General features: G+C 66.0%; 31 protein-coding genes. 13 read left to right on the top strand and 18 right to left on the bottom strand.

The features are described 5' to 3' along the window. Positions 1-190: 190 nt before the first annotated feature. The 6 genes from QA600_RS05495 to QA600_RS05470 form a co-directional block, all read right to left on the bottom strand. Positions 191-760: a GTP-dependent dephospho-CoA kinase family protein gene (locus QA600_RS05495; protein ID WP_278290951.1), complete on the bottom strand. Its 570-nt coding sequence runs from the start codon at positions 758-760 to the stop codon at positions 191-193. A 1-nt stretch (position 761) separates the two neighbouring features. Further along, positions 762-959, bottom strand: a complete 198-nt coding sequence (spt4, locus tag QA600_RS05490) for a transcription elongation factor subunit Spt4 (RefSeq protein ID WP_005553101.1) — start codon at positions 957-959, stop codon at positions 762-764. 2 nt (positions 960-961) lie between these two features. Beyond that, positions 962-1,531, bottom strand: coding sequence for a DNA-directed RNA polymerase (locus tag QA600_RS05485; protein ID WP_005553099.1), 570 nt, complete (start codon positions 1,529-1,531; stop codon positions 962-964). Continuing rightward, complete coding sequence (locus QA600_RS05480) at positions 1,532-1,918, bottom strand: DUF188 domain-containing protein (protein ID WP_005553098.1); 387 nt, start codon at positions 1,916-1,918, stop codon at positions 1,532-1,534. A 15-nt stretch (positions 1,919-1,933) separates the two neighbouring features. Then, positions 1,934-3,187: a translation initiation factor IF-2 subunit gamma gene (locus QA600_RS05475; protein ID WP_278290950.1), complete on the bottom strand. Its 1,254-nt coding sequence runs from the start codon at positions 3,185-3,187 to the stop codon at positions 1,934-1,936. Positions 3,188-3,300: 113 nt separating this feature from the next. Continuing rightward, positions 3,301-3,882 (bottom strand): hypothetical protein, encoded by a 582-nt coding sequence (locus QA600_RS05470; RefSeq protein ID WP_278290949.1) that lies wholly within the window; start codon positions 3,880-3,882, stop codon positions 3,301-3,303. 182 nt (positions 3,883-4,064) lie between these two features. Here QA600_RS05470 and QA600_RS05465 point away from each other — a divergent pair, with 182 nt between their 5' ends. Both QA600_RS05465 and QA600_RS05460 read left to right on the top strand, forming a co-directional pair. Beyond that, positions 4,065-4,964: a winged helix-turn-helix domain-containing protein gene (locus QA600_RS05465; protein ID WP_278290948.1), complete on the top strand. Its 900-nt coding sequence runs from the start codon at positions 4,065-4,067 to the stop codon at positions 4,962-4,964. 264 nt (positions 4,965-5,228) lie between these two features. After that, positions 5,229-5,549 carry a hypothetical protein gene (locus QA600_RS05460; RefSeq protein ID WP_278290947.1) on the top strand — a complete coding sequence of 107 codons (321 nt, stop codon included), beginning with the start codon at positions 5,229-5,231 and terminating at the stop codon, positions 5,547-5,549. 60 nt (positions 5,550-5,609) lie between these two features. On the opposite strand, the gene QA600_RS05455 is transcribed toward QA600_RS05460, so the two are convergent. Further along, positions 5,610-5,798 carry a hypothetical protein gene (locus QA600_RS05455; protein ID WP_278290946.1) on the bottom strand — a complete coding sequence of 63 codons (189 nt, stop codon included), beginning with the start codon at positions 5,796-5,798 and terminating at the stop codon, positions 5,610-5,612. A 100-nt stretch (positions 5,799-5,898) separates the two neighbouring features. Further along, the gene (locus tag QA600_RS05450; RefSeq protein WP_278290945.1) at positions 5,899-6,042 is read right to left on the bottom strand and encodes a hypothetical protein; all 144 of its coding nucleotides are present in this window, start codon (positions 6,040-6,042) and stop codon (positions 5,899-5,901) included. A 114-nt stretch (positions 6,043-6,156) separates the two neighbouring features. Between QA600_RS05450 and QA600_RS05445 the strand changes: the two genes are divergently transcribed. Further along, entirely contained in the window at positions 6,157-7,134 is a 978-nt protein-coding gene (locus QA600_RS05445) for a DUF5787 family protein (RefSeq protein WP_278290944.1), read from the top strand. A gap of 181 nt (positions 7,135-7,315) precedes the next feature. After that, on the top strand, positions 7,316-8,587 hold the full coding sequence (locus tag QA600_RS05440; RefSeq protein WP_278290943.1) for a divalent metal cation transporter: 1,272 nt from the start codon (positions 7,316-7,318) through the stop codon (positions 8,585-8,587). 22 nt (positions 8,588-8,609) lie between these two features. On the opposite strand, the gene QA600_RS05435 is transcribed toward QA600_RS05440, so the two are convergent. From QA600_RS05435 to QA600_RS05420, 4 genes are all read right to left on the bottom strand, one after another. Next, positions 8,610-9,437: an MBL fold metallo-hydrolase gene (locus QA600_RS05435; protein ID WP_278291017.1), complete on the bottom strand. Its 828-nt coding sequence runs from the start codon at positions 9,435-9,437 to the stop codon at positions 8,610-8,612. A gap of 81 nt (positions 9,438-9,518) precedes the next feature. After that, positions 9,519-9,842 (bottom strand): hypothetical protein, encoded by a 324-nt coding sequence (locus QA600_RS05430; protein ID WP_278290942.1) that lies wholly within the window; start codon positions 9,840-9,842, stop codon positions 9,519-9,521. A gap of 220 nt (positions 9,843-10,062) precedes the next feature. Continuing rightward, complete coding sequence (locus tag QA600_RS05425) at positions 10,063-11,154, bottom strand: aminomethyltransferase family protein (protein ID WP_278290941.1); 1,092 nt, start codon at positions 11,152-11,154, stop codon at positions 10,063-10,065. Positions 11,155-11,193: 39 nt separating this feature from the next. Beyond that, positions 11,194-11,493: a DUF6432 family protein gene (locus tag QA600_RS05420; protein ID WP_005553080.1), complete on the bottom strand. Its 300-nt coding sequence runs from the start codon at positions 11,491-11,493 to the stop codon at positions 11,194-11,196. 140 nt (positions 11,494-11,633) lie between these two features. On the opposite strand from QA600_RS05420, the gene QA600_RS05415 reads away from it, so the two are divergent. The 3 genes from QA600_RS05415 (at position 11,634) to QA600_RS05405 (ending at position 13,642) form a co-directional block, all read left to right on the top strand. Beyond that, a complete protein-coding gene (locus tag QA600_RS05415; protein ID WP_278290940.1) occupies positions 11,634-12,695 on the top strand; it encodes a hypothetical protein in 1,062 nt (353 codons plus the stop codon). Positions 12,696-12,851: 156 nt separating this feature from the next. After that, positions 12,852-13,238, top strand: a complete 387-nt coding sequence (locus QA600_RS05410; RefSeq protein WP_278290938.1) for a DUF5611 family protein — start codon at positions 12,852-12,854, stop codon at positions 13,236-13,238. 215 nt (positions 13,239-13,453) lie between these two features. Further along, positions 13,454-13,642 carry a hypothetical protein gene (locus tag QA600_RS05405; protein WP_005553076.1) on the top strand — a complete coding sequence of 63 codons (189 nt, stop codon included), beginning with the start codon at positions 13,454-13,456 and terminating at the stop codon, positions 13,640-13,642. Here the strand turns inward: QA600_RS05405 and QA600_RS05400 are convergent. Beyond that, positions 13,639-15,198, bottom strand: a complete 1,560-nt coding sequence (locus QA600_RS05400) for a heme-binding protein (RefSeq protein WP_278290937.1) — start codon at positions 15,196-15,198, stop codon at positions 13,639-13,641. The genes QA600_RS05405 and QA600_RS05400 overlap by 4 nt on opposite strands. Before the next feature lie 117 nt (positions 15,199-15,315). Here QA600_RS05400 and QA600_RS05395 point away from each other — a divergent pair, with 117 nt between their 5' ends. Together QA600_RS05395 and QA600_RS05390 are read left to right on the top strand one after the other, a co-directional pair. Further along, positions 15,316-15,837 carry a hypothetical protein gene (locus tag QA600_RS05395; RefSeq protein ID WP_278290936.1) on the top strand — a complete coding sequence of 174 codons (522 nt, stop codon included), beginning with the start codon at positions 15,316-15,318 and terminating at the stop codon, positions 15,835-15,837. Positions 15,838-16,143: 306 nt separating this feature from the next. Then, positions 16,144-16,668, top strand: coding sequence for a PadR family transcriptional regulator (locus QA600_RS05390; RefSeq protein WP_278290935.1), 525 nt, complete (start codon positions 16,144-16,146; stop codon positions 16,666-16,668). A gap of 160 nt (positions 16,669-16,828) precedes the next feature. Here QA600_RS05390 and QA600_RS05385 read toward each other — a convergent pair whose 3' ends face one another. The 4 genes from QA600_RS05385 to QA600_RS05370 form a co-directional block, all read right to left on the bottom strand. Then, the gene (locus QA600_RS05385) at positions 16,829-18,661 is read right to left on the bottom strand and encodes a site-2 protease family protein (protein ID WP_278290934.1); all 1,833 of its coding nucleotides are present in this window, start codon (positions 18,659-18,661) and stop codon (positions 16,829-16,831) included. Between the two features lie 74 nt (positions 18,662-18,735). Next, positions 18,736-20,430: a lysine--tRNA ligase gene (gene lysS / locus QA600_RS05380; protein ID WP_278290933.1), complete on the bottom strand. Its 1,695-nt coding sequence runs from the start codon at positions 20,428-20,430 to the stop codon at positions 18,736-18,738. Then, on the bottom strand, positions 20,427-21,152 hold the full coding sequence (pyrH, locus tag QA600_RS05375) for a UMP kinase (protein ID WP_278290932.1): 726 nt from the start codon (positions 21,150-21,152) through the stop codon (positions 20,427-20,429). The genes lysS and pyrH overlap by 4 nt, the downstream gene beginning before the upstream one ends. Before the next feature lie 102 nt (positions 21,153-21,254). Further along, positions 21,255-22,250 carry a CapA family protein gene (locus QA600_RS05370; RefSeq protein ID WP_278290931.1) on the bottom strand — a complete coding sequence of 332 codons (996 nt, stop codon included), beginning with the start codon at positions 22,248-22,250 and terminating at the stop codon, positions 21,255-21,257. Between the two features lie 78 nt (positions 22,251-22,328). Here QA600_RS05370 and QA600_RS05365 point away from each other — a divergent pair, with 78 nt between their 5' ends. From QA600_RS05365 to QA600_RS05355, 3 genes are all read left to right on the top strand, one after another. After that, positions 22,329-23,150 (top strand): molybdopterin synthase, encoded by an 822-nt coding sequence (locus tag QA600_RS05365; RefSeq protein ID WP_278290930.1) that lies wholly within the window; start codon positions 22,329-22,331, stop codon positions 23,148-23,150. Positions 23,151-23,480: 330 nt separating this feature from the next. Then, a complete protein-coding gene (locus QA600_RS05360; RefSeq protein WP_049891360.1) occupies positions 23,481-23,726 on the top strand; it encodes a hypothetical protein in 246 nt (81 codons plus the stop codon). Between the two features lie 198 nt (positions 23,727-23,924). Then, positions 23,925-25,082, top strand: a complete 1,158-nt coding sequence (locus QA600_RS05355) for a site-2 protease family protein (protein ID WP_278290929.1) — start codon at positions 23,925-23,927, stop codon at positions 25,080-25,082. On the opposite strand, the gene thiL is transcribed toward QA600_RS05355, so the two are convergent. Next, positions 25,083-25,988: a thiamine-phosphate kinase gene (gene thiL / locus QA600_RS05350; protein ID WP_278290928.1), complete on the bottom strand. Its 906-nt coding sequence runs from the start codon at positions 25,986-25,988 to the stop codon at positions 25,083-25,085. It lies immediately after the preceding gene. Between the two features lie 114 nt (positions 25,989-26,102). Here thiL and QA600_RS05345 point away from each other — a divergent pair, with 114 nt between their 5' ends. Next, complete coding sequence (locus tag QA600_RS05345; RefSeq protein ID WP_005553061.1) at positions 26,103-26,558, top strand: 30S ribosomal protein S19e; 456 nt, start codon at positions 26,103-26,105, stop codon at positions 26,556-26,558. Positions 26,559-26,620 lie beyond the last annotated feature (62 nt).

Genomic DNA, 26,620 nt, shown 5'->3' with positions numbered 1-26,620 from the left:
CACCTGTCTTTACTCATCGCTAATAGGTTGCTTGCACGTCACTTAAACACGGCTCTCGTCAAAAGAGCGTCTGAGACGTCAAACTGCGCTCTTCTCGCTAACTGCTGGATGCGTTTTCGATCACCAGCCCTTCGCCGACAGGGATCGAGTGCGTTGCAAGCGACCGCGTCACGTCGGTCTCCGATTCCGTCTACTCCTCGAGCAGCTCCCAGAACCGCTCCTGGTCGCCCTCGAAGCGCTCGAGCAGGTCCCGGACCTCCCGGCGCACCTCGTCGTCGACGACGACGTGGACCATCCCCTCGTCGGGTTGGCCGTAGACGACGCTGGCGCCGTCGGGCGCGACCATGATCGCCGGCAGCACCACCAGATCCTCCTCGCCGTCGACCAGGACCGTCGTCGGCTCCTCGCGCTCGAGGCTCTCCCGAAGCGTCTCGAGGACGTCGGCGGTGAGCTCGGCGGGCGGATTGCGGGCCTCGACGTTGACTCGCTCGGTGACGGTCTCGCGGATCTCCGCCTCGACGAGCTGGCGCTTGGTCCGTTCGTCGACGAGTGCGACGTCGGGGTCGCGTCCCGTCCTGACGATGTGGTAGGTGACGACGTCGCCGACGGCGATCAGCGGCCCCGAGACCCCCTCGAGCAAAATCTCGGCGTCGGTCTCGATCGGCCCCATCGGCTCCTTGAGCTCGTGGCGCAGTTCGTCGGGTAAAACCAGTAGCTGGTCGTCCGCGCGGACGTCGTCCCCGTCGTCGTCGCGAGCCACGTTACCGAACCTTCAGCGCGTACGCACCGGGTTCGGTGACCTGCATCTCCGTGGCGATCTCGCTGTCCTCGGGATGGGCGATGACGACGTAGCCGGCCCAGTCCTCGGTCAGCGAGGAGGAGTTACAGGAGTCGCAGGTGCCGCTGTCGGGATCGTTGACCCGGTGGCACTCACGACAGACGAGTCGATCGGATGCCATCGTTACTCACCCGTGGCCGCTTCGCGCTTCTCGTGGTCCTCCTCGAGCCAGCCGTGTTTGCCGAGTCCGGGCTGTTTCGCGGTGAGACCGATCTTCGAGTCGCGCGGGTTGCGTTCGTCGATGCTCTTGGTGACGATGCGCGCTCGAACGGCGTCGTCGACGCCCAGTGTGCGGTTGGACTCGTTCGAGGCGAGCTGCTGGTTCTCGCCGTCGAAGGCGAGGTATTCGTCGGAGATCTGGGAGACGTGGAGCAGTCCGTCGACGGGGCCGATCCCAACGAAGGCGCCGAACTCGACGACCTCGACGATCGTGCCGTCGACGACCTCTTGCATGTCGGGGTCGAACGTCACGGCGTCGAACTCGGCCTCGTAGTAGACCCCCGGCTTGTTCGGGAGCACGGCTCCCTCACCGATGTCGTGGACCTGGGTGACCGAGACGACGCTGCCGACCTGTTCGTCCATCCGACCCTCGAGTTTGTCCTGCAGCAGTTGCTTGACCAGCTTCGGCGAGACGTCACCGAGCGCTTTCGGCGGTACTTCGACCGTATCCTTCAGTTTGACCCGTTTGTACATCTATGGTTGAGTGATTGCCAGCTTGTTTCTCCCGCGTAATGCAAGTACCGGTATGCTCGCCTCGAGCACCCGGTCGCGCAGCGGGCGATCGTTCGTGACGACGTAGTCGACGCTTCCCTCGCGGGCGAGTTCGACCAGGGCGTCGTCGGCGTACGACTCCTCCGTGTCGACGACGAGACAGCGTTCGGTCGCCAGGTCGTGGCCGACCGACGCGGCGGTTCCTTCGGTGCCGCCCTTCTCCGAGAGCCGCCGGAGCTCCTCGATCACGGGCTGGGGTGCCACCAGCTCTGCAGAGCCGATCAGCCGCTCGAGTTCGTCGAACAGCCGGACATCCAGCTCGACCGGCATCATCAACGCGCTCGTGTCGAGGGCGACCCGGGTGCTCATGGCGCTGTCGTCGTGTTACTCGCGAAGCGTTCCCAGCCCGATCAGCCGCCAGCGGGCGCCGATCCGGCGATTGATCGCGATCTTCGCGCCGGGCTCGGCCGCGACGGGGCGTTTGAGCTTGACCTCACATTCCCCGCTGCGGGCGCTCGTGACCGCGCCGACGGTCGTCGCCGTGCCGACGGTCATCATCAGGGGCTCGCCCGTGCTGATCTCGTCGATGTCGGCCGCGTCGCCCGGCCCGCTCGTCTCCTCGACGTTACCGACGACGCGATCGAGGAGATCGACGTCCATCGTGAACTGCTCCCAGGTCGGTGGGAGCGACCCCGGCGGACCGGCGATCCGTCCCGCGAGAGCGTCGCCTTTCGTCAGCGAGGGATCGAGTCCGGTGCCGACCCCGAGCAGCCCGCCGGGCGTGACCGACTCCGCGTCGGCGCCGCCGGCCTGCAGCGACCGAACCGTCGTCTGGATCGGGACGTACTCGGTCTGGCCGCCCTCCTCGACCTCCCGTCCCGGACGGATCTCGAGGTCGTCGTCGAGCTCGAGCTCGCCTCGGACGAGGCTTCCGCCGAGGACGCCGCCGGCGAGGTTTGCGGCGGTCGTCCCGGGTTTGTTGATGTCGAAGCTCCGGGCGACGTGCATCCGGGCGTCGGTTGCGGGATCCCGCTCGGGTGTGGGAATCTCCTCTTCGATCGCCTGGATCAGCAGGTCGAGGTTGACCTCCTGGCCGGCCGAGACGGGGACGACGGGTGCGTCCTCGGCGACGGTGCCCTCGACGAACTCCTGGATCTCCTGGTAGTTCTGTCGGGCCTGCTGGGAGTCGACGAGGTCGACCTTGTTCTGGGCGATGACGATGTTGTCGATCCCGATGATGTCCAGCGCCATCAGGTGCTCCTCGGTCTGTGGCTGTGGGACGGGCTCGTTGGCGCTGACGACTAACACGGCGCCGTCCATCAGCGAGGCCCCCGAGAGCATCGTTGCCATCAGCGTCTCGTGACCCGGTGCGTCGACGAACGAGACCGTTCGAAGCGGCTCACTCGGCGAGCCGTCCGCACACTCCTGTTCGACGGTGTACCGTTCGGGCTCGTCGAGATCGGGACAGTGACGGAACGTCGCGTCCGCATACCCCAGCCGGATGGAGATACCGCGTTTCATCTCCTCCGAGTGCTGGTCCGTCCACGATCCGCTGAGAGCCTGCACCAGCGTCGTCTTGCCGTGATCGACGTGGCCGACGAGTCCGATGTTCACCTCCGGTTGTTGATTTCCTGCCATAAGACGATGAGTAATCTTAGGTAGGAGTTCCCTCGTGCGACTGATAAACCTACTGTTCTCGGAGCGTATCACGACACCAAACAGTTCCGCGCAGTCGGGCGATCTCGACCTCGTTACTCCTTGACGAAGGTATCGATCGGGGGCGCCTCCCAGATGCCGTCTCCGTCCTCGAGCAGCTCGAAGACGGTCGCCGTCTCTCCCGCCTGTTCGCCCGAAATCGAGACGGTCGCGGGGTCAGCGTCGATGTCGACGATTTCGTCGTCCCCGTCTGCGAGCTCGACACTCAGGCGGTACGGCTCGTCCTCGCCCAGCGGGAGTTCCTCGCCGTCTTTGGTGAAGACGGCTTCGAGTTCGATAGCCGAACCCGGCTCGATCGCCGGCAGTCCGCCCGTCTCGGTCTCGTAGTGCCAGTGGCCGGCGTGGGAGTTCGCGACCTGTTCGCCGTCACGGTCGTAAACGAGCAGTTCGGAGACGTCGACCTCGTGGTCCGCGTCGTCGACCGGATCGTCGACCAGGTCGTCGTCGAACTCGCCGTCGTCGGGATCGTCGGTCTGTTCGTCGTCTTCGTCACTCGAGTCGTCCGTCGACTCGCCGGGTTCGCCGTCGTCGAGACAGCCGGCGGCTCCGAGAACTCCGATCGAGCCCGCGCCGGCGAGTAGCCGACGGCGCGTCGTCGGGCGTCGGTTGTTGCTCATCGATTGCACACCGTTACAGCGACCGAAATTCCTTCCGATCGCGAACGCGTCCGTCGGTGGCTGGAGCCCGTGCTCCCTCTCAGATCGAGTCGGACTGAGCTCCGTCCTGACAAAGGCGACATAAATACTACAGAAACGGCGTTGAGCGAACGCTTTAGCTCGGTTGGGTGGTAGACCCTCACATGAGCGACTCATCCGTTTCGAGCGACACCGACTCCGAATCGGTTCTCGAGTGTGCAGAGTGTCTGGACCCGGCCGACGCGTTCGCGCTGATCGGCAACGAGACCCGCCTCGCGATCCTCGAGGCGCTGTGGGCGGCCGACGAGCGTCCGGTGTCGTTCTCGGAGCTGCGCCGAGCGGTCGGGATGCGCGACTCCGCACAGTTCAACTACCATCTGCAGAAACTCACCGGCCATTTCGTCACCCGTCGAGAGGATGGGTACGCGTTCAAACACGCCGGCCAGAAGGTCGTCCGCTCGGTGATCGCCGGGTCGTTCAATCAGCAGCCGACGCTCGAGCCGTTCCCCGTCACGGGGGAGTGTTTCGACTGCGGCGGTTCGCTCCGGGCCGCCTACGCGGACGAACACCTCGCGATCGACTGTCGGGACTGCGGGCAGTGCCACGGCGAGTACGGCTTCCCGCCCGGTGGTCTGAACGACCGGACGCCCGCGGAGATCGCCGACGCCTTCGACCAGCGCGTCCGCCACCTCCACTGTCTGGCGGCCGACGGCGTCTGTCCGGAGTGCAGCGGACGGATGGAAACCGGGATCGCCGAATCCGGCGAGTGCTGTCTCGGCGTCGGCGTTCGCGTCGATCACGAGTGCATCCAGTGCGGTCACACCCTCTGTTCGGCCGCCGGGCTCCGATTGCTCGATCACTCGACGGTGGTCCGCTTTCACGACGAGCGAGGCGTCTCGCTCGACGACCGACCCTACTGGACGCTCCCGTGGTGTGTCTCCGCCGAGTACACGCGAATCGTCGAGCGCGACCCCTACCGTCTCGAGGTGCGGCTGCCGGTGGCCGGCGACGAACTCCGGGTCAGGATGGCCGAGGATCTCTCGGTGCTCGAGACGAGTCGGTGAGCGAACGCGAGCGACGTACGGTCGGGTGACCGCCGCGGAGGAAGCGCGGGGACCGATCGTGGGGTCGACAGCGGACCGTCACCGCGTGGAACTGCGGCAGCCTCCCCTGGGAAGCCGTCGGTTCTCGAGGCCGAACGGCCGAATCGATCGAGTAGCCGTACAGTCGGCCACCCGTCCTGAAATCTCCTTCAGTAACGGACGTTACAGAAATGTTTTTCAGGTTACACTTAATCCGCATCGGCGCGTCGGTACGGTCGAGAACCGATGCACCCACCGTACTCCCCTCCCCCGACCGCACCGCCCGGCACCGATCGCAGTCTCACGTCGGCGTTCGCCTCGTGTGTCCTCACCGTCGTCGCGTTCAGCACCGCGCTCGTGACCGCGACGACCGCCGCGGCGACCGTCGCCGGACTGCCGCTGGTCACCGCCTCGGTCGCGTTAGCGGTCGGCTTCGCGACCGTCGTCGCCGTTCCCGTCGGAGCGTCGGTCGCCGGCCGATGGCTCCTCGAGTGGTATCGCCGACGCGGTCGTCGGCCGTCGACCGACGATCTGAACCATCCCAATCCGCAGCCAAAGGCGCGCTGAGCCTCGGTCCGGTCGAGGGCGTCGCGGCTCGTCGCGAACGTCACTCGGCGGTGTGGCTGTCTACTCCGCTTCGTTCGGCGGCACCGTCTCCTCGTCAGTCTCGACGAGAGCGAAGTCGGTACACCCACACTGACAGCTCTCACTTCCGATCGCCTTGATCGTCCCGTCTGGCCACCGTCTGGCCGCGTAGACCGTGCCACACTCCGTACACTCCCCGAGTTCTCTGGAAACGTCGTCCCTGTTCGCCATTCCTCATCGGCGGATGGTCTCGTTCGTAAATCAGCGTTTCGCTCGCGGTGAGCGACGTACTCCGGCCGTTCGGATCTCAGACGGCAAAGCCAAAACGACGTCAGAACTCGTAGTGTGCGATCTCGCGGGAGCCACAACCGGTACACTCCTCGGCGTCGGCCGTCAGCTCTCTCCCGCAGTTTCGACACTCGTAACGCGTCGTCCCATCGTGGCCTCGAACACCGAGTGCATCGAGTACCCCCATATACCATCCGGCTTTGGACCGCAGGGTGATTAATCCTGTTGTCTCTCGTGACACTGTCTCTCACTGGAGTGCGCGACCGGCCCCCTTTTTTCGCTACCGCCCGTTCGTCCCCTCGTGAGCGAGTTCGCTTTCGAACTCGAGCTGTGTGCCGCCCTCGAGTTCCGCGGCGACCGCCTCCTCGCCCGCCAGCTCGGCGCGGGCGTCGCGGATCCGGGCGGGCGCGTCCTCGATATCGTCGCCGTCGCTCCCGGCCACCGATTCGCGGATCGGACCGCGATCACGGCCGAGGCGATACCCACCGCGGCGATCGAATCAGCGGTCGGCCCCGGCCGCGCGCGGTACTGGAAAGACGCGTTCGACTGCCATCCCGAACGGGCGCGGCGGGCGACCGAGCGCGCCCTCGAGATCGGCTTCTTCGAGCCCGAGCGCCACAACGGCCGGGAGTACGTCCGCCAGGTCGCACGGTACCCCGACTGGTACGATCGGATCGTCGGCATCGAGAACAAACCGGATCTCGGCCGGCCCGGTGAACTCGAGGCTCAGCTCCGAACGGACGTTAGCCTCGGACTCGTCGACGAGGTCGTGCTGGCGACCGAGAGCTACGTCACGGGCGCCCACCGCAATCGCATCCCCGACGAGGTCGGGATCTGGCGTGTCCGTCGTGAGGAGGGCGCGGTCCGCGAAATCGACGTGCTCCGCGAGCCGACCCCCCTGGCGGTCGCCGAGCCGGGAGTCGAACCCCTCGAGACACACCCCGGTCGAACCGACGTTGCTGTCGTCTCGCCCGCGGCGAAGGCACGCGCCCGTCGGCGCCTCGCCGAGCGAGCCTACGGCAAGGGGTGGCGAACCTACGGTTTTCCCGACTGTGCCAGCTGTCGAGCCATGGACTCGAGCGGCGCGACGCTGCCGTACTGCGAGTGGGCGCACGGAGTCGTCGACGCGGAGACCGACTGCGGCACCGACTGCCCTGGGTACGAGTCCGAACCCGGACCGGAGGTCGACCTCGAGACCGAACGGGACGACCGAACCGACTGGGTCGCCGATCCGGACGGGAAACGTCACCGCCAGACCGGACTCGAGCGCTTCCGGTGATCGATCGCTGGTGAATACGGATCGCTTTCGATACTGAGTATCGAAGGCTCTCGTCCCCTTTCCCTGGAAAGTGAAACGCCGAGCCTTTTACGTGCGGAGTCGTTATATTTGGTTGACTTCGCGATACTATCTCTGTACGTTGACCGAACTGCCTCGGGCGGAACTGCCGGAAATTTAATTCATGGGAACCACTGAAAACTTCACGACACGAATCGCACAAGAGCTGTCAGATGCAGTACAGGAGTACGGGCTGGCGTTCGTCATGGTCGCCAGCTACTTCGGCTCCGGGTCGGTGTTCATCGCGAGCCAGGCCGGGGTCATGCACGGCTACACGCTGCTGTGGGCCGTCGTCGGCGCGGTGTTGCTCGGCGTCATGGCACAGGACATGAGCGCACGACTCGGGATACACGGTCGGCCACTCATGCCCTTCGTCCGTGAAAAACTCGGCAAGGGGCCCGCGACGGCGATCGCGGTGTTCCTCTCGATCGGCTGTGTCGCCTGGACGCTCGGCCTCGTTGCCGCCGTCGGCGCGGGGGTCTCCTTCGTTACCGGGGGTGCCATCGACTGGCAGCCGATCGCCGTCCTGACGACGCTGCTGGCCATAGGGGTCGGACTGTTGAACTACGAGAAGATCGAGAAGCTGATGATCATCATGATGCTGTCCGTGATGGTGCTCTATCTCGCCGTCGCCGGCCCGAGCAATCCGGACCTCGGCGCGGTCGCGCTCGGGTTCGTCCCGACGTCGGATTCGCTTGGCGCGCTCGCGATCGCCGCAGGTCTCCTGGGGACGACCGCGCTGTGGCCCAACTTCTTCCTCGAGTCGATCCTCGTCGAGGAGAAGGGCTGGACCGACGAGAGCGATGTCGCCGACGCCCGCCGAGACCTTGCCGTCGGCTTCACAGTCGGCGGGATCACCACGGTCGCGATCCTGGTCGTCTCGGCCGCGGTGTTACAGCCGATGGGCTTTACCGAACTCGAGTCGTTCATGACCCCCGGCGAGGCGCTCGTCGACGTGTTCGGAACGTGGGCGATGGTGCTTTTCATCGCGGGCGTGACGGCCGCGGCGTTCAACAGCATCATTCCGATCATGTGGACGCCGGCGTACATCATCCCGCAGGCGATGGACATCGAGGTCGACCAGAGCAGCCGACTGTTCAAGCTGATCTTCGCCGGCCTGACCGGGCTGGGACTCGCCTCGCCGCTGATCAGTAGCGTTCTCGATCTCTCGGTCGTCGACATGGTCATCCTCTTCCCGACGTACAACGGGATCTTCGGCCTTCCGCTGGCCGCCCTCCTGTTGTTCTGGGCGGTCAACGACAAGGAAACGATGGGCGAGTACCGGAACACGCCGATGCTGAACGTCGTTAACGCGTTCCTCGTGTTGCTTGCGTTCGTTCTGGCGATCTTCGCAGTCCAGGACTTCCTCGACCTGCTGCTCGGCGGCGGCTTCTAACCGCCGTCGCGATCGAGGCCGCTCACTCGAGGACGTACCGCTCGCCGTCGACCGCCAGCGGCTCCTCGAACGCCTCTTCTGCGGGATAGTAGTGTGCCAAGTGGACGAGTCGGGTACGGCTCGCCTCGAGTTCCTCGGCCAGCGTCAGCGCCCCCTCGCGGGTCATGTGTTTCGAGCCGAACGTATAGGGCGTCCCGTCGGGTCCCTCGTGGCGACCGCCGGCGGGGTGGGAGGCACAGAGGTGGGCCGGAACGATCGCGTCGGCCAGCAAGAGATCCGGACCTGCGAGGACTTCTCGGGAGCGGTCGGGAACGGCGTAGCTCGTATCGCCCGTGATAGACAGCTTCGCGTCCGTCTCGGGGTCCTCGATCGCAAGCCCGTAGCAGACCAGCGGCGGGTGGTCGACCGGGACGAGCGTCACGTCGAGTCCGCAGATCCGGGTCGGCTCGAGCGGCGACGTCGGCCGAACGGCGATCGTGTTCAGGTAGTGGTAGTCCTCGGCGACGGTCTCGGCGACGCTGTTCCCGGTTCGGGGGTCGGTCTCGTCGGCCGCGTACACCTCGAGCGAGTCGAACACCCGGAAGGCGTTGCCCAGACCGTCGAGGTGGTCGAAGTGGACGTGAGTGATGATTCCGGCATCGGGCATCGGCACCTCCTCGCGGAGGAACTGGGAGCGAAAGTCCGGACTGAAGTCGATCAGCAGCGACTCGTCCGTGCGCTCGTTCTCGACGTGAACCGAGAAGCGAGTGCGCTCGAGGCCGCGCTCGCGGGCCGTCCGACAGGTTCCACAGTCACAGCCCACGGTCGGCGTTCCGGTGGTGTCGCCGGTACCGAGCAGCGTGACCCGCATCGTCACCGATCCGTCACCTCGAGGGTGACGCCGCTCGAGCGTGCGCGACTCGATCCCGAACCGCCCGTGGGTGACCGCTGCCTATACATATACCTCTCCTTCGGCGAACGCTCGCTCGACGAACTCGGGGTCCGTTTGCTCCTCGTACCGATCCGCCGGCAGGACGTGTCCCGAGAGCACGATACCGTACTCGAGGCCGATCTCCCGGGCCAGCGCCTCGAGGTCGCGCTCGGGCTCCGTGTCCTCGAGTACCAGTAGGAGTTCCGCCTTGCTGTGGACGTTGCGGTCGCCGCTGCGAACGGCGCTGCCGAACACGACGAGGTGACGGATCGTCTCGCCGTACTCGGCCTCCGCCCGCTCGGCGAACGCCGCCGCCGCGTCCGTCGGGTTCGATCCATCGCTCATCGTCGGCCATTCGAAGCCGTCGTATAAAGGGTGTTCCCCGATCCGTCATCGGTCGGAATCCGGTGACTGAAAGGGGCCGGGGACTTCGCCAAAGATCTCGTACTACTCGCTTTCCAGGGACTCGCATACTCGCACCTCGCGACGCTCGATCGGTCGACAGCGTGCGCCACCACCTGTGAGTGGCCGAACTGGGTACGGAGGGGCCCGAAAACGACGATCGCTACTGGTACTCCGGCAGCCGGTCCGAGCGATCCGAGCCGTCGACGAACGGGAGATCGGTGCGCACGACGGAAACGTCCTCGCCGCCGACGCGAACCGTTAGTTCGTCGGCCTCGAGGCCGAACTCGACGACAGCGAGCGCGATCGGCTCCTCGAGCAGCGGGCTCGTCTCGGCTCGAGTTACCTCGCCGACCGAGGAGTCGCCGTCGAAGACCGCGGCGCCGGCGTCGGGAACGGCCTCGCCGTCGAGGGTCAGCCCGACGAGGCGCTTGCTTGGCTGGCCGCGGTTCTCGACGCGAGAGACGACCTCCTGGCCGACGTAACACCCCTTCTCGAAGTCTAAGGCGTTTCGCAGGCCGAGGATGTTCGGGATCTGCCCCTCGAGTTCGGTCTCGAACAGCGGCGAGCCGGCCTCGAGCGAGAGGCTGTCCCACGTTCGGTAGCCAAACGGGGCGGCGTTGAGTCCCTGGTTTAGGAGGACGTCATAGACGTCCTCAGCGGCGTCGACGGCACAGATCACCTCGTAGCTCTCCTCGCCGGTGAGCGCGTCGGTCCGGACGACGGTGACGCCGTCGTCGCCCATCGTCCCGCGGATGAACGAGTACCGTTCGTCGGGCGAGGCGGCGCCGTTGAGGACGCTCGCGATCTTCTCGGTCGCGTGGGGGCCGTGCACGCCGAAGACGGCGTAGTCGTCGGTCGCGACCCGGATCTCGACGTCCTGAATAAAGACCTTCTCGGCCCACTCCTCGGCGAGGTCGTCAGCGTGGGCGGGCGGCGTAAAGAGGAGCAGCCGCTCGCCGGCGTTGTAGATGTAGAGTTCGATTTCGATGCGGCCCTGCGGGCCGAGGACGAGCGCGTAACAGCCCTGCCCGTCCTCGCCCGGAACCCGATTCGAGACGACGTTGTCGACGTACTCGACCCGATCGTCGCCCTCGACGACGACGACGCCGTAGGCGGCCTCGAACAGGCCGACGCCGTTTCTGACCGCGCGGTGGGCCCGCTCGGGACGGCCGTAGTGTTCGACGACCGTTCGGCCGGCGCGATCGCCGAACGTGGCTCCGAGATCCGTGTGGATGGCCTCGATGACGCTCATGGATACCGAGAGGGGACAGGCACCCACAGGCGTTTCGATTCAGAAGGGCATCCGTTCGCGGAGCCAGTCGCCGATCGACTGCTCGTCGGCGTCGTCGGTCGGTATCTCCGGGACGACGCGCTCGTCAGGCTTGATCACCGTCTCGCTGGCCCCCGCGTCGACGTCGATCAGCCCGTCTTCCTTGAGCGTCGCGAGCGCCTCCTCGAGTTCGTCGATGTCGACTCCGGCCTCCGCGCGGAGTTCGAAGATGGTCATCCCGTCGTCGGCCCGGTCGACGAGCGCGTCGAGTACCGCCACCTCGGTCTCCGCCCGGTCCCGGTACTCCCGCTTTGCTCTCATCCGTCGGTCTATTCGTCGACCCGGGATTTGACGTTTGTCGTTCGGCTACCGTCCTCGAGCGATCGACAGGCGGGACCGACAGAGCCGCGACAGCGGCCATGCAGTACGTTTTTTATGGCCTGACTCGATACGGTGAGACAATGGTCCTGCGATGTTCGCTGCTCGGTCACGACTACGGAGACGTCGACGTCGAACGCGAGCGCGAAGAGCGGGGGAGTGAGGTCGTCGTCACTGTCCGGGAGTACGAGGAGTGTGCTCGCTGTGGCGACAAACACGTCGTCAGCGAGAACACCGAAGTTCGGAGCATCTCGATGGCGGACGCCGGCCCACGACCCGACGAACCCGAACCGCAATCGACACCCCGATCGGCGGAGCCGCCGGCAGCCGAACCCGGTGCCGACACCGGCGGATTCACGGCCGAATCGGGAGCAACGGACGCGACATTTATCGACGCCGACGACGCCGGGAGCGAGCCCCCGCCGCCACAGCCCTCGTCGCCGGACGGAACCGAGAAGGGAACACCCGAGACCGAACCCCCCGAGGGCGACGCCGCCGAGAGCGACTTCGCCGAAACCGACGCCACTAGCTTCGGCTCTACGGGGCCGAGCGCTACCGGGACCGACGCCGCCGACACCGGAGTCGAGCTCCCGACCGACGAGAACGGCGATCCGGTCACCGACGACGGCGAGATCCTCGAAGACGACGGAACGACGACCCGCGACCGCGAGTACGGCGAGTGGCCCGACTCCAGCGACGTCGGTCCACCGGTCGAGCACGGGAGCGACGACGACCCTGAGGACTGGCCCGACAGGGAGTCCGAACCGCTCGAGGACGACGCGATCTTGCTCGACACCGGTGCCGAGATGATCGAGGCGAACTCGAGCGACGGCGAGACCGAGCCTGAAACGGAACCCGAACCGTCCGGATCGGGGAGTTCGCCTGCGGGCGGTCCGCCGGCTTCGAGAAGCGGAGAGGCGACGGTCGACGCGGAAGCCAGTGCCGAACCCGGAAGCGGCATCGAGCGAGCAAGTGAGGCGCCGACGCCCGGCAGCGAAGGGGGGATTCCGGGTGGCGACGGCCAGGCGAAACTGCACTGTCCCCGCTGTGGCTTTACCGCGGGTAGCGAACGCAGCTCCCTTCGAACCGGCGATATCTGCCCCGACTGTCAGATGGGGTATCTCGGCGCACAGCCCGACCGCTGACGCCGGTTTCGCGGTTCGCGTTCGATCCCTTGCTTTCCTCACGATCGTGAGCCCGTTCCCGACTCGAGCGACGTTCGGGTTTGTCGCCCGACTGCAGCGGGAACCCCGACAGCGGCTATGAAAAGAGGTAAACACTCCCCCGTGTATCTCCAATTCATGAAGGAGTACAAGATGCGCCGCGGTGAGTATCTCGAGGAGCGAGTTCCCGATATGGAGGCCACTGTCGAGGACTACTTCGGACCGATTACGGACACCCAGGAGTTCAAGGGAAGCGACCTGTACGTGATCGCCGAGCCCGACAACCCTGTCTTCGAGAAAATCATCGTCGGCACCGTCGAATACTCCGGCAAGAAGGACAAGCTGGCCGTCGAGTTCCACGAGCGCGACCCGACCGAACTCGGCCCCGACGAACTCGAGGCCGCTGGCGAGGCCGTCGACGCGAAAAACGACTTCCTGCTCGAGGCGACGGGCCGGGACGCCAAATCCCGCCGTGACTCGATGAAGCGGACGGTCGAGGACGATCCGGATCACGACTTCGACTGACTGTACTCACCGAACGCGGCTCCGCCGCGTTCCCGACGATCGAATCGACGAGAGCCACCCCCGATTTTCGCTCGGGCGATCGGGACCCTTCTCCGACGGCCGGCTCGCAGCGTCGGCTACCCGCGGTGGATACCGAAGACCTCCGCTCTCGAGAGACCGAACCAGCGGATAACGGTCCGAAACGGCTATCTGGGCGACGCCGAACCCTACGAACGATGGAAACCGTTTCGTTCCTGCTCGCGATGGCGGTCGCGAACGTCGGCTTCACCGTCGTCATCGTCGCACACGCCACGTTGACCGACCACGACGCTGGCCGATGGCCCTACCTCACGCTCGTGCTTGGGCTCGCCGGGGTCGCCGGCTACCTCCTCTACGACGGAATCGGGCCGTCGGATCCCTTCTAGGCCAGGAAGACGTGTCGCGGTCGCTTCTCGAGGACGTCCCGACCGAACTCGACGGCGTCGGCGAAGGCGTCGCTGCGGAAGAACTGCATGGCGTCCTCGCGGGAGTCCCAGCGGCTGGCGATGAACATGTCGTTCTCGTCCTCGAGGTTGGCCAGCAGGTCGGTCTTGCGGTGACCCTCCATGTCTGCGAGCAGCGCGCCGGCGTCCTCGAAGGTGTCGACGAAGTCCTCACGGTGTTCGGGCTTGACAGCGTAGAACATTCCCATCGTCCCCCAGGAGTCGTCGCTCGCGGGGCCGTCGCCCCGCTCGCCATCGGCGCCAGCAGGCGCCCTATCGTCTCCCGCCTGCCGCACGATCTCGGGGAGGTCGGCGAGGAACCCGGCGGCGGTGTTGGCCGCCCGCTCGGTCTCCCAGAGGCTGACGACGGCGGTTTCGCTCTCCTCGTCGGCGAGTTCGCTCGGCTCGTAGACGGCGGTCTTGACGTGGGTGTCGTAGTGATCGAAGTTCGTCCGTAGGCCGTCGACCTCCTCGTACAGCTCCCCGGGGTCGGCCGCCGAGTAGAGCACGACGGCGTGGACGTCCTCGCCGTGGGGCTGGCCCGCGTAGACGCCCATCTCCTCGAGTTCGCTGCGGACCGACTCGTCGTCCCCGTCGTCTCCACCGTGGTGGCCGTCGGAGCCGTCGGAATCGCCGTGATGGTGGCCGCTCGAGTCGCCGTGGTGACCGCCGTGTGTGGACTCGCCGTGATGGTGGCCGTGATCGGACTCGTCCTGGGGAATCGGCTCACCCGCCAGGAACGCGTCTAACTGCTCGGGCGGGAACCGCCGTCCCGAGAGGAATCGGCCGAACTCCGCGAACCGGGAGGTCGAGGGGTCGAACCGCATCTCGTAGAGCAGGTCCTTGACGTCGGTCGGGTCGTCGGCGAACAGCGTCACACCCCACTCGAAGTCGTCCAGGCCGATGCTGCCGGAGATGATCTGGGTGACCCGCCCCGCGTACTCCTTGCCGATCTCGCCGTGGCTCGAGAGGTGGTCGGCGCGCTCGTCGAACGGTAGATCGTACCAGTTGTCCGCGTCGCCGCGACGTTTGTCCATCGGGTAGAAGCTGACGAACTCGGCCTCCGGGATCGTCGGCTTCAGCCGGGTCTCGATGTACCGGCGCATCCCGGTATCCTCGACCTCCGCGTCGTCCTCGAAGAACTCCTCGGACATGTACCCCGACACCTCGGTCACCGAGAGATAGGAGTCCGCTCGCTCGGTGTACTCCGCGAGCGCGGTCTGCTCGAACCCGCGCTCCAGCGCGTCGATGTCGGCGAGCGTCGGCCGCAGGTGGAGCACCAGCAGATCGGCCTTATGACCGATCATCGCGAACGTCGCCGACTCGCCCTCCTCGGCGTCGACGGCGTCCTCGGCGGCTGAGAGGTAGTTGACTCCCTCCTCGAGCGCGCTCGAGCGGTGTCGTTCGGGGGCGTCCCGCCAGGCGTCCCAGTCGATCGACCGGAAGTCGTGGAGCACGTACCAGCCCTCTTCGGTCTGTGGCGGTCGTCGTCGTTCCATACGCGCGGCTTAGACCGGCGCCGTCAAGAAGGACAGGGTTTCGCGCTGCCGTTCGACTATCGAACCCCCGCGAATGTCTGCCGCTACTTCAGGTGCCTCGAGAACGAACACCAACTGATGCCCCGAACCAACCCACGGTCGCGACGATCGACGCTTCGGCTAGTCGGCGCAACCGCCGGAGTCGCGCTCGCCGCCGGCTGTACCGAAGGAACGGGCGACGGCGAGGGCGAACCCGATCAGAACGAGAGCGACGAGACGGTCACTGACGAAGCCGACGAGGACGATCCCGACCCGCCCGAGGACGACGAGGACGAGTGGGAGGACGTCTCGACGCTCGAGTTCGAGGCCGACACCGACGGCTGGATCGGGATCGAGCCCGAGGCCATCGAGGACGAGGAGAACCCGGACATCGTCCTCTACGAGGGCCGTGAGTACGATTTCCGAGTTACGAACGGGGACGGCGACGTCCACAACTTCGCGCTGTGGGACGGCTCCAACCCCGTCGCGGCCTCGGCGTTCCTCGAGGACGAGGGAGAGACGGAGACGCTCGTCGCCGAGGCGACCGACGAGGTCGAACAGTACGTCTGTGAAACGCACCCGGATGAGATGGGCGGCGCTGTCGAACTCCGAGCGGAGTAGCCTAGCATCGTGAACCGAGTCGTTGCGGCCATCTCACCAACCGTCGGTGGGAGGAAGAACCCGGCTTGTCTTTGAGTTGACCTCAACAGTACACTCGCTACTCGGTACGAGATATCTCGTCCGTGGGGTACTCGGTACAATGGTGTCACCTGCACCTGGTCGCTCGAACTCGCCGAGACGATTCGAATCGCTGACGATGGCGATCGACGGAGCTGTTCAGCTCTCCGTCGGTCGCCTGCCTCCCGAGCCTTCGTGAACGGGGGTGACCGAAACCCTTTACGTACATCCGTCAAAATCTCGACGCACATGCGGAAGAGTGGACCGCCGAAGGGTGTGATCGCGTATCTCGTCCTCGAGCTGCTCGAGGAGAAACCCCGGTACGGCTACGAGATTCTCAAGGAGATCCGCGACATTAGCGGCGGCCACTGGGAACCGTCCTACGGCTCGGTGTACCCGATCCTCTACAAGTTCGAGGAGAAGGGGTGGGCCGAGCGGATCGAACGCGAGGACGAGCCCGACCGAAAGTACTTCGAGCTGACCGACGACGGACACGAGGAGCTCGCCGACCGCCGGGAGAGCGGCGCCGAGAAGGCTCGAGACTTCGTCGACGTCATCCTCGGGTTTTTCCACGTTTACGCGGCGTTCTCGACGGACGAGCGCTTCGAGATTCCCGAGATGGAGGGAGAGTGGCGCTTCAACGAGGAGTTCAGTGCCTGGATCGTCGAACAGGTCGTTCGTCACCACGAACACTACTTCGACGCCGACTTCGAGCGCATCGAGGAGACGCCCGAGGAGTTCTACGAGCGCCACGGGATCGACGAGGAGGAGTAGCCGTCCCGTCGGTCTCGAAGGCACGACGGTTCTTCTGACTCGCTTCGTGCGAATCCGATCGCCGTCGAGAGCCACCGCTACGGGCTGTCGGAATCGGTTCGAACGCGGTCACGCTCGGGCGGGAGGACGTCGGCGCTCGTCAAAGGTCGAAAGCGGCCGCTCAGTTCAACAGTTGCGGCCCGAACAGCATCAACACGAAGCTAGCGAGCATTGCTAGCCCGACCGTCGTCGTCACCATCCTGACCATCCCGCGGGTGGCGTCGATCGGCAGCCGTGACATAACCGCTTCCGTGCTGGTCCGGAGAATGTGGCCGCCATCGAGCGGGAACGCTGGAATGCAGTTGAAGAAGCCGAGCTGAACGTTGATCCAGCCGGTCCAGAACAGCAGATTGGCGATGACGAACACCGTCCAGTCACCAAGTATGGAGAGCGAGCCCTCGACCTGATAGAAGTTCTCGACCCCGCCGGTGAAGCCCGCGAAGTTGAACGGTAGGACGTCGAGAAAGCCTGCCAGCGGGAGGAACAGCGCAAAGCCGATCTTTCCGAGGAACGAGTCGACGAGCGGGCTGACCTGGTCGTCGCCGTCGCCACCGAGGACGGAGAGGTACGCCTCGGCGGGGTAGTGCTGGACGCCGAGCGCCTCGGCCGAGATGCCGGAGACACCCTCGACCGGCTGGTAGCCCGCGGTTCCGCCGCCGGTAACCTGGCTTCGCTCGCCGAGGCTGATCTCGTACTCGACGCGCTCGCCGTCGAGGTAGCCCGCGATCGTGACCTCGTCGTCGGGATCGGTGTCGCCGAGTCGGTCCTGGAGCACCGACGCGGACTGGGTACGGTCGCCGTCGAGTTCGGTGATAACCATCTGCTCTCCGGCGGGAGCGCCGGCGTCGGCGAGCGGTCCGTCCTCGACGATCGTAACGGCCGCGCCGATCGGAACCTCCCGTTCGTCGGTGTCGCCGTCCTCGCCGACGGTCAGCGTGACGATCTCGTCGTCGCCGGCTGCCTCGAGCAGTTCGTCCTCGGTCGCGACCGGTTCGCCGTCGACGGCGAACACCGACTCGCCGGTGTCGACGCCGGCCGGATTCCCGTCGATGGCCGCGGTCACGACCAGCGATCGCTGGACGGTCACGGTCTCCTCGTCGTTTCGCTCGAGTTCGACGCTCTCGCCGTCGGCGGTCTCGAGCAGCTCGAGGAAGTGATCGTTGTCCTCGATCTCCTCGCCGTTGATCGCGGTGATGCGGTCGTTGGGCTCGAGGCCGGCGTCGGCGGCGGGCGAGCCGGGGGCGACCCCGCCGACGGCGGCACCCGGGGCGACGGCGATCGAGCCGACGACGGGTCCGAAAAGCAGGGCGAACGCGACGATCGTGATCGCGAAGTTGTTGGTGACGCCGGCGGCGAACATCCGGGTCTGGGCCCCGCGATCGGCCTTCTTGCTGCTCTCCTGGTCGGGTTCGACGAACGCGCCGATCGGGAGGACCGCGAGCATCGCAACGCCCATCGAGTTGATGTCGATGTCCTCGACGCGACAGAGCAGGCCGTGGCCGCCCTCGTGGACGACCAGACCGACGAGCAGTCCGAAGACGATACCGGGCGTCGCGGAGAGCGGGAGAAAGTCGTTGACGCCGGGAATGATCAGGACGTTGCGGGGCTGCTGGACCGACGACGTCGGCTGGGGTGCCGACAGCGCGGCGATCGCCGCGAACAGCAGAAAGGCGAACATCGCGACCATGACGACGATCGCGATGCCGATTCCCACGTTGGCCCACGCTCGCCAGAACCGCTTCGGTCCGGAAAGCCAGTCCAGAAACTCCCGGCCGCGTTTGGTGTGAAACGTCGTAATCGGTCCCTGCGTCCCGACGTAGCTGGGCAACAGTCCGGCGTTGCGAAGCGAGATGATCAGGAACCAGTAGGCGAGAAGGCCGATAACTACCCACGTCAGCGTCGTCGAACCGAAGAGCTCCGGAACCGAGACGAAAGCTGGAGCGCCGTGTTGCATCTACCGTAGTTCGGGGAGGGGCTCTCAAATGGTTTGTGTTGGCCGGAGCCCGCCGGGCGACGGCAGAGAACCTGTTAACGATCCCGACGGAGTCGCGCGACGACGAACTCCCGGTCGACCTTCTCGAGGAACGGACCGAGCTTCGGTCCCTGTTCCTCGTCGAAAAAGAGCCGGTAGCCGGCGCCGAAGAAGTCGCCGATATCGACGTCGTGGCGCTTCGCCGTCTCGTAGATCTCGCCCTGGATCTCGTCGGGTCCGTGGCCCGCCGCGACGAAGTCGGCGAGCTCCTTGAGGGCGTCCTCGGTCGCCGCGTCGAACTCGTGGTCCGGAATCGCGCTGCGCTTGAGCTCGTAGTCGAACTCGTTTTCGGTCCGGCGGGCCCAGTTGCGGGCCTGCTCGACGCGCTCCAGGGCACCCTCGACGGCCCACTCGGGGGCGTCCTCGGGAATGTGGCCCTCCTTGCGGGCGACCTCCTCGCGTAGCTCGGGGTCGTCGAACATTCCGAGCACCGCGGCGAAGGTGTAGGGCAGGCGAATCCGCTCCGCTCGCGGTTCTTCCACGACGAGGGGATAGACCCGTTCGGCGAACGCCTGCTCGTCCTCGTTGGCGTCGACCTCGCCGAAGTACGTCGCCTCGAAGCGGTCGAACTCGTCGACGAGCTGGTCGAGGCGTTCGATGCTGAAGTCCCGTGCCTTCGAGGGGTCCTTCGCGAAGAAGTACCGCAGCACCTCGGGCTCGAGCAACTCGAGGACGTCCGAGACGAGGATGACGTTGCCCTCCGAAGAGGAGAACGGTTCGTCCTCGAGGGTGAACCACTCGTAGACCATGGGTACCGGAGGGTCGATCTCGAGGACGTTCCGCGCGACGTCCTGGCCGCTGGGCCACGATCCCTCGGCGTGGTCCTTGCCGAACGGCTCGAAGTCGACGCCCAGTGCCTGCCACTGACCGGGCCACTCGAAGCGCCAGGGCATCTTCCCCTCGCGGATCGTGGCCGTCCCCTCGTGGCCGCAGCCGTCGATAGTCCGGTCGCCCGCGTCCATGTCGGTACAGCGGTAGTCGACGGTCGCGGGGTCGCTCTCCAAGTCGATTCCTGTGACCGTTTCAGTGATTTTGCCACACTCCGCACAGATCGGGTTGAACGGGACGTACTCGGCGTCGACCTTGTCCTGGTACTGCGAGAGCACCTCGCGGGCCCGATCCCGGTTGGCAAGGACATGTCGTGTCACGTCGTCGAACTCGCCGTCGGTGTAGAGGTCGGTCGTCGAGACCAGCTCAATCGGGACGTCCATCGCGTCGGCACTGTCCTGGATAATCTGTGAGAAGTGTGCGCCGTAGGAGTCACAGCAGCCGAAAGGGTCCGGAATGTCGGTGTACGGCGAGCCGAGGTTCCGCCCGAGCGCGCCCGCGTCGACCTCGCCCAGATCGACGAGGTTCCCCTCGAGATCACACAGCGTTCGTGGGAGCTTCCGAAGCGGGTCGCGGTCGTCGGCGGTAAACACCTGTCGGACCTCGTGGCCGCGCTCGCGGAGCACCTCGGCGACGTAGTAGCCTCGCATCACCTCGTTGACGTTGCCCAGGTGCGGGACGCCGGAGGGAGAGATCCCGCCCTTGATCACGATCGGCTCGTCGGGATCCCGTTCCTCGACCCGGTCCGCGACCGTGTCGGCCCAGAAGACGTGACGAGCGTCGTCGTCCTCGCGCTGGAGGGTGTAGGGGCTCTCGGTGTCCGGCTCGCTGCCGTCGGTCGTTTCGTCCTCGTTCGAACTCATTGGTCGTTGCTCGCCCAGTAAGTCGGCTCCTCGCCGACGCCGTCGGGAACGACGTCGGTTCCCTCGTGGTCGCCGTGGCGGACCGCGCGGGCGATGCGGTCGGGGTCGGTTCCGTCGAGGACGATCGTTCGCATTCCGGATCGCTCGATGATCTTCGCCGCGAGCAGGTCGACCGGCGCCGAGGCGCCGGCGTTCATCTCGAGGCCGGCGATGACGTCGACCAGCTCCGTTGCGGTGAGGTCGTCGTACTTTGTCGCGTCGTCGACCTCGTTGGGATCGTCGCTGTAGACGCCGGGGACGCTCGTCGCGTAGACGAGCAGGTCGGCGTCGGCGTACTCCGCGAGAGCGGCGCCGACGGCGTCGGTCGTCTGTGCGGGCGCGACGCCGCCCATGACGGAGACGTCGCCGCGACGAAGCGCGTCGCCGGCCTCCTCGTAGTCCTCGGCCGGTGCGGTGACGGCGTCCTCACCGAGCGCGGCGATGAGCAGGCGCGCGTTGAGCCGGGTGACGTCGATCCCCAGCTTGTCGAGTTCGATCTCGTTGGCCCCGAGTTCGCGGGCGGCGCCGATGTACTCTCGGGCGACGCCGCCGCCCCCGACGACGGTCCCCACCCGACAGCCGTCCGCGATCAGGTCCTCGATGATCGCGGCGTGTTCGGAAACCCGATCGACCCCGGGTTCGGGGACGAGGACACTCCCGCCGATAGAAACGACCACTTTCATCCTAACGCGGTGTAACGGGGTCGCTATCTTAAGGATTGCCAACTCCGCGGCGGCTGTGACGGGATCCCGTGACGGTCATCCGGCCGCCTCGAGAGCCGCCGATCAGTCCTCGAGCGACAGGACCATCGCTGTGCCCTCGCGCTGGAAGGTGGTTCCGAACGGAGCCGACAGCTCGCGCATTCGCTCGCGGGACCAGTCGGCGGCGTCGGGACTCGCTTCGTGGACCGCACAGTCGTCGATCTCGGTCGGATACAGTCGGAGTTCGGTCGGCACCCCCGCCTCGGAGACGGCGAGGACGAACAGGAAGCTCCGATCGTTTCGTAGGTTCGAGTCGACCGCATAGTCGTCGACGAAGTCGCCCGTATCGTAGAGGATCGGCCGTTCCTTGTGAACCTCGACTCCCTGGAAGACGTGGGCGCTGTGGCCGTGGACGACATCGACGCCCTCTTCGACCAGCCAGCGGCCGAACTCTCGGAACGACACGGGCGGTTTCTCGACCATGTTGGGTCCCCAGTGCAGGGAGGCGATCAGCAGGTCGGGGTCGGCCCCGCGAGCGCGCTCGAGGACCTCTCGAACGCGCCGTCTCGTCTCCGGGTTCTCGCGGTCGATCTCGATCCAGACGGTCCCCGGCGAGGCGTCGTCGACCGCGTACTCCGGTGTGTTGTCGGTGAGGGCGACGACCGCAACGGTGAGTCTGCCGATCGAGATGACGGCAGGCTCGAGCGCCTCGTTGAGGGTTTCGCCCGCGCCCGTTCGGGCGATTCCGGCCTCATCCAGGTGCTCGAGGGTGTCCCGAAGCGCGACTGCCTCGTAGTCGAGGACGTGGTTGTTCGCCAGCGCGCAGACGTCGACGCCGGCTCGATCGAGAGCGGGCACGGCCCAGTCGGGATCCGCGCGGAAGTGAAACGGGCGGTACGTGCGTCGCCACTGTTGCCCTCGCGTCGAGAGGACGCACTCGAGGTTGACCACCAGCCCGTCGAGTTCGCGAAGCCGCTCGAGGACAGTCCCCCACACCGCGTCGGCGGGCCGTCGCCGCTGGCGGTCGTCGACGACGCGCCCGAGCATGACGTCGCCGGTGAAGCCGATTTGACTGGCCATACCCTCGTCTACGAGTCGCAGGGACAAAGATCGCCACCCGTCGACAGCTACAAACCGCAACCGAACCAACCGTCCGACATGTACGTACTCGGCTGTCTGAACCGCGGGACGAGCGAGGAACGGCTCGAGCGCGTCGTCGACCGGGTTGTCGACCGGCTCTCTCGGGAGGGACGTGTCGGCGTCGTTCGGTACGACGCGACGATCGCCGACGGCACCCAGGAATCGCTGACGATCGGCGGCGACGTCACTTACGGGCTCGGGGCCGACGGCGACTGGACGGCCTCGGGGACGGGGATGTCGGTCGCGGACGCGCTAGCGGCGCTCTCGACCGACTGCGAGTACGCCGTCGTCGTCGGTGTCCCTCGGCTCCGGCACCCGACGCTCGTCGTCGGAGAGCCGTCCGACGACGTCGAGGAGGTCCTCATGACCGTTTCCGGACCCGCCGACCTCGAGGAGGACGCCCTCGTCGAGGCCCTCGAGGCCCAAGAGCAATACGAGACCCTCGAGTCGCTCGTCGCGCGGGTCAAGCGTTCCCCGCGGGCCAACCGTGCAGGTGCGATCGCGACGTTCACTGGACGGGTTCGTGCGAAAGACGATGACGACGACGCTCGAACCGAGTACCTCGAATTCGAGAAGTACGAGGGCGTCGCCGAGGAGCGGATGGCCGCCCTCGAGACGGACCTCGAATCCCGGGAGGGCGTACTGGACGTCGAACTCTACCACCGAACCGGCGTCGTCGCCGACGGCGAGGACATCGTCTTCGTCGTCGTCCTCGCGGGCCACCGCGAAGAGGCGTTTCGGACGGTCGAGGACGGGATCAATCGGCTCAAGGACGAGGTGCCGCTGTTCAAGAAAGAAGTTACCGTGGAGGACGAGTTCTGGGTTCACGAGCGGTCATAGCTCTCGTTTCGGTGGGTTCTCGAATCTGGAACGCGGATAGGGTCGTTCTCGGACCTGCTATAGCAAGCAACCACGATCTCGTGTCGTTGTCCGGCATGACACTGCAAGCCCTCTCGAAACAGAATATTAAAATGATATTTCATGCCATTCTATACTAAAGAAGAGAATAATACGTTAGAAGCGGTTGTGAAAGTTCTAATGGATTCTCAGGCCATCGTGAAATGTCTCGATGGCGGCGATAAAGAACCTATTATTCGACTGTGCGCTAAATGCAACCAAAAACTCGCTAAACGTCCTTACTTTATAACATATACTGGCTGCAAGAGAGTGTTGTCGATGAGCACGACAGCCCAAACCTCCACGGAAAGCAAAGAACGGCGGCTGAAAAACTACCTGCGCGAACAGGTCGAAGACGGCGAGCTGTACTTCAAGGGGAAGTTCATCTCCGACGATGTCGGCATGTCCCCGAAGGAGATCGGCGCGCTGATGGTCAAACTCTCGGATTCGGACGGCGACCTCGAGGTCGAGAAGTGGTCGTACACGAGCGCGACGACCTGGCGCGTGCAGTCCGCCTGAGCTGTCGTCCACACAACGAACGACGCTCACCCGCGCCGGCGCGCCACGGACGCCATCCGGCGTGGTCTCCCCTCTGATCAAACGGCTGCGGTCTCGCCCGCGTCCGACTGACTGTCTCGGCACGCGGCTCACTTCTTCGAAGGCGATCGTCGCGGCTTAGGGAAGGCAATTTATACGAGCAACCGCTGACTTCGGACGATGGACGACGTTGATTCGTCCGACTACGGGACGGCGGGCGACCGGAACCCGTTCCCGGAGGACGGACCGCCGCTCGAGCGCGTCGAGTCGGTGTTTGCGGTCTACGAAACCCGCCGGGAGGACGAGCAGCTCGTCTACTACGGCGATCCGCTGGTCGCCCCCGAGCCGCTGATGCAGGAGCTGTGGCCGGTGTTTCGCGAGGCGGGGTACGACGTCGAGCTGACGCGGCGCCACGGGGAGTACGCCCTCGTCGCCGAGCCCCGGTCTATCGGGATCGACGGGATCCCCTGGACGAACGTTCTTCTGTTACTCGCAACCGTCGTCTCGACGCTGTTCGCCGGCTCGATGTGGTATCACATCGATCCGTTCGCGAACCCGCTGGCGATGTGGGAGGCCTGGCCGTTTATGGTCGCGATCCTGGGCGTTCTCGGCGTCCACGAGATGGGCCACTACGTGTTGAGCCGCTACCACGGGGTCGACGCTTCCCTGCCCTACTTCATCCCGGTGCCGACGCTGATCGGGACGATGGGCGCCGTGATCAAGATGAAGGGACGAATGCCCGACCGGAAGGCGCTGTTCGACATCGGCGTCGCCGGCCCGCTCGCGGGGCTGATCGCGACGGTCGTTATCACGATCGTCGGACTCCACATGCCTCCCGTCACCGCGCCCGATGACGTCGTCGCGGATCCGAACGCGATCCAGATCGACCTCGGCTACCCGCTGTTGCTCGAGTGGCTCGCTGTCCTCTTCGATCAACCGCTCTACCAGGATGACCCGGCGACAGCCGTAAATCCGGTCGTCATCGGCGGCTGGGTCGGGATGTTCGTCACCTTCCTGAATCTCATCCCAGTTGGCCAGCTCGATGGCGGTCACATCCTCCGAGCGATGGCTGGGAACCTCCAGGAGACGATCGCCGCGCTAGTTCCCGGCGCGCTGTTCGGACTCGCGGCGTACCTCTACTACGTGAGCGGCTACAGCGGCAACTCGGTCTTCATCTGGGTGTTCTGGGGGATCTTCACCGCGGTGCTGGCCTCGGTCGGCCCGGCGCGTCCGGTCCAGGATGAACGGCTCGGAACCGGTCGGTTCCTGCTCGGCGTCGTCACCTTTGGGCTTGGCCTGCTGTGTTTCATGCCGGTTCCGATCGCCATCGTCCAGTGATCAGTCATCGCCGTGGGTGTAGCCTCGATCCGCGAGCGGCTCCCCGTCGAGGCTGATTCCGTCGTCGCTCTCGAGAACGGTCCCGATCGTCGAGAGCGGAACGTCGACCGCGTCGCGAACGGCCTCGAGTGACGTCTCTGGTACTGTCGCGACGAGTTCGAAGTCCTCGCCGAACGTCGTGGCGCGCTCGAGGGCCTCCCGGTCGGTCTCGGAGACCGACCGGACGGCGTCGTCGACCGGAATCGCCTCGCTGTCGATCGCGAACCCGCAGTCGCTCGCCTCCGCGAGCTGGTGGAGCGACCGCGCCAGGCCGTCGCTCGAGTCCATCATCGCCGTTGCGTGCGGGGCGAGCGCCCGTCCGGCCGCGATCCGAGGTTCGAACCGGAACAGCTCGTTCGCGCGCCCGCTGGCGTCCGGATCGGTCTCACGCTCGCCGCGTCGAAATAGCTCGAGAGCGGCTGCGCTCCGTCCGAGCGTGCCGGTGACGCAGACGACGTCGCCGGGTCGGGCGCCGCTGCGCGGAACCGGGTCCTCGGTTCGCCCGATGGCAGTCGTCGCGACGGTAAACTCCTCGTGACCGTCGAGGTCGCCGCCGACGTACTCGCCGTCGACGAGGTCGCAGACGTCGCGTGCGCCCCGGACGAACGCCAGCAGTTCGTCCTCGACGAACTCCGGAGCCGCGTAGGCCGCGACTGCGGCCGTCGCATCGGCTCCCATCGCCGCGACGTCGGACAGCGAGGCGCCAACGGACCGCCAGCCGGCCGTGTAGCGGCTCGTCCCCGGCGGAAAGTCCGTCCGCTCGTGGAGCATGTCGGTCGTCACGACCAGCCCGTCGACGACAGCTGCGTCGTCGCCGACCGGGTCGAGTTCCCCCTCCAACAGCGCCAGTGCGGCGCGTTCGTCCATACCCGGCGTTTCGGGGCCAGCACGAAAAGCGATCCGGACCGCGAGAACGGTTCTCGAGGTCGAGCTCGCGGAAAGACGATGGTCTTAAATGCCGCGGCAGGGAACCCAACGCCAATGGCTACGATGTACGACGTTCCGGCGGACGACCTCATCGAGGCGCTCGCCGAGGACCTCGAGGACCGACTCGACGAACCCGACTGGAGCCAGTTCGCAAAGACTGGCGTCGACCGCGAACTCCCCCCCGAGCAGGAGGACTTCTGGGCGACCCGCGCTGCGAGCCTCCTGCGAAAGGTCGCCGACCGCGGCCCCGTCGGCGTCGAGCGGCTCTCCACCGAGTACGGCGGCGGCAAGGCCGGGACGAACCGTTACCGCGTCGCCCCGGACCGGCGAACCGACGGCTCGAAGAACGTGATCCGGACGATCCTCCAGCAGCTCGAGGAGGAAGATCTCGTCGAGACCGCCGAGGGCGAGGGACGACGCATCACGCCCGCCGGCCGAAGCCTGCTCGACGACACCGCCGGCGAGGTTCTCGAGGAGCTCGACCGCCCGGAACTCGAGCGCTACGCGTAAGGCTCGCTTTCGAGCACTCTTTTCGGACCGCTCGCCGGTCAGCGACGTCTCTCGCTCTCGTC

Origin of the sequence: Natronococcus sp. A-GB1, from assembly GCF_029688845.1 — an archaeon.
GTDB lineage: Archaea > Halobacteriota > Halobacteria > Halobacteriales > Natrialbaceae > Natronococcus.
Note: the sequence above shows the minus strand (reverse complement) of the source record. Positions and strands in the feature narration are given on the sequence as shown.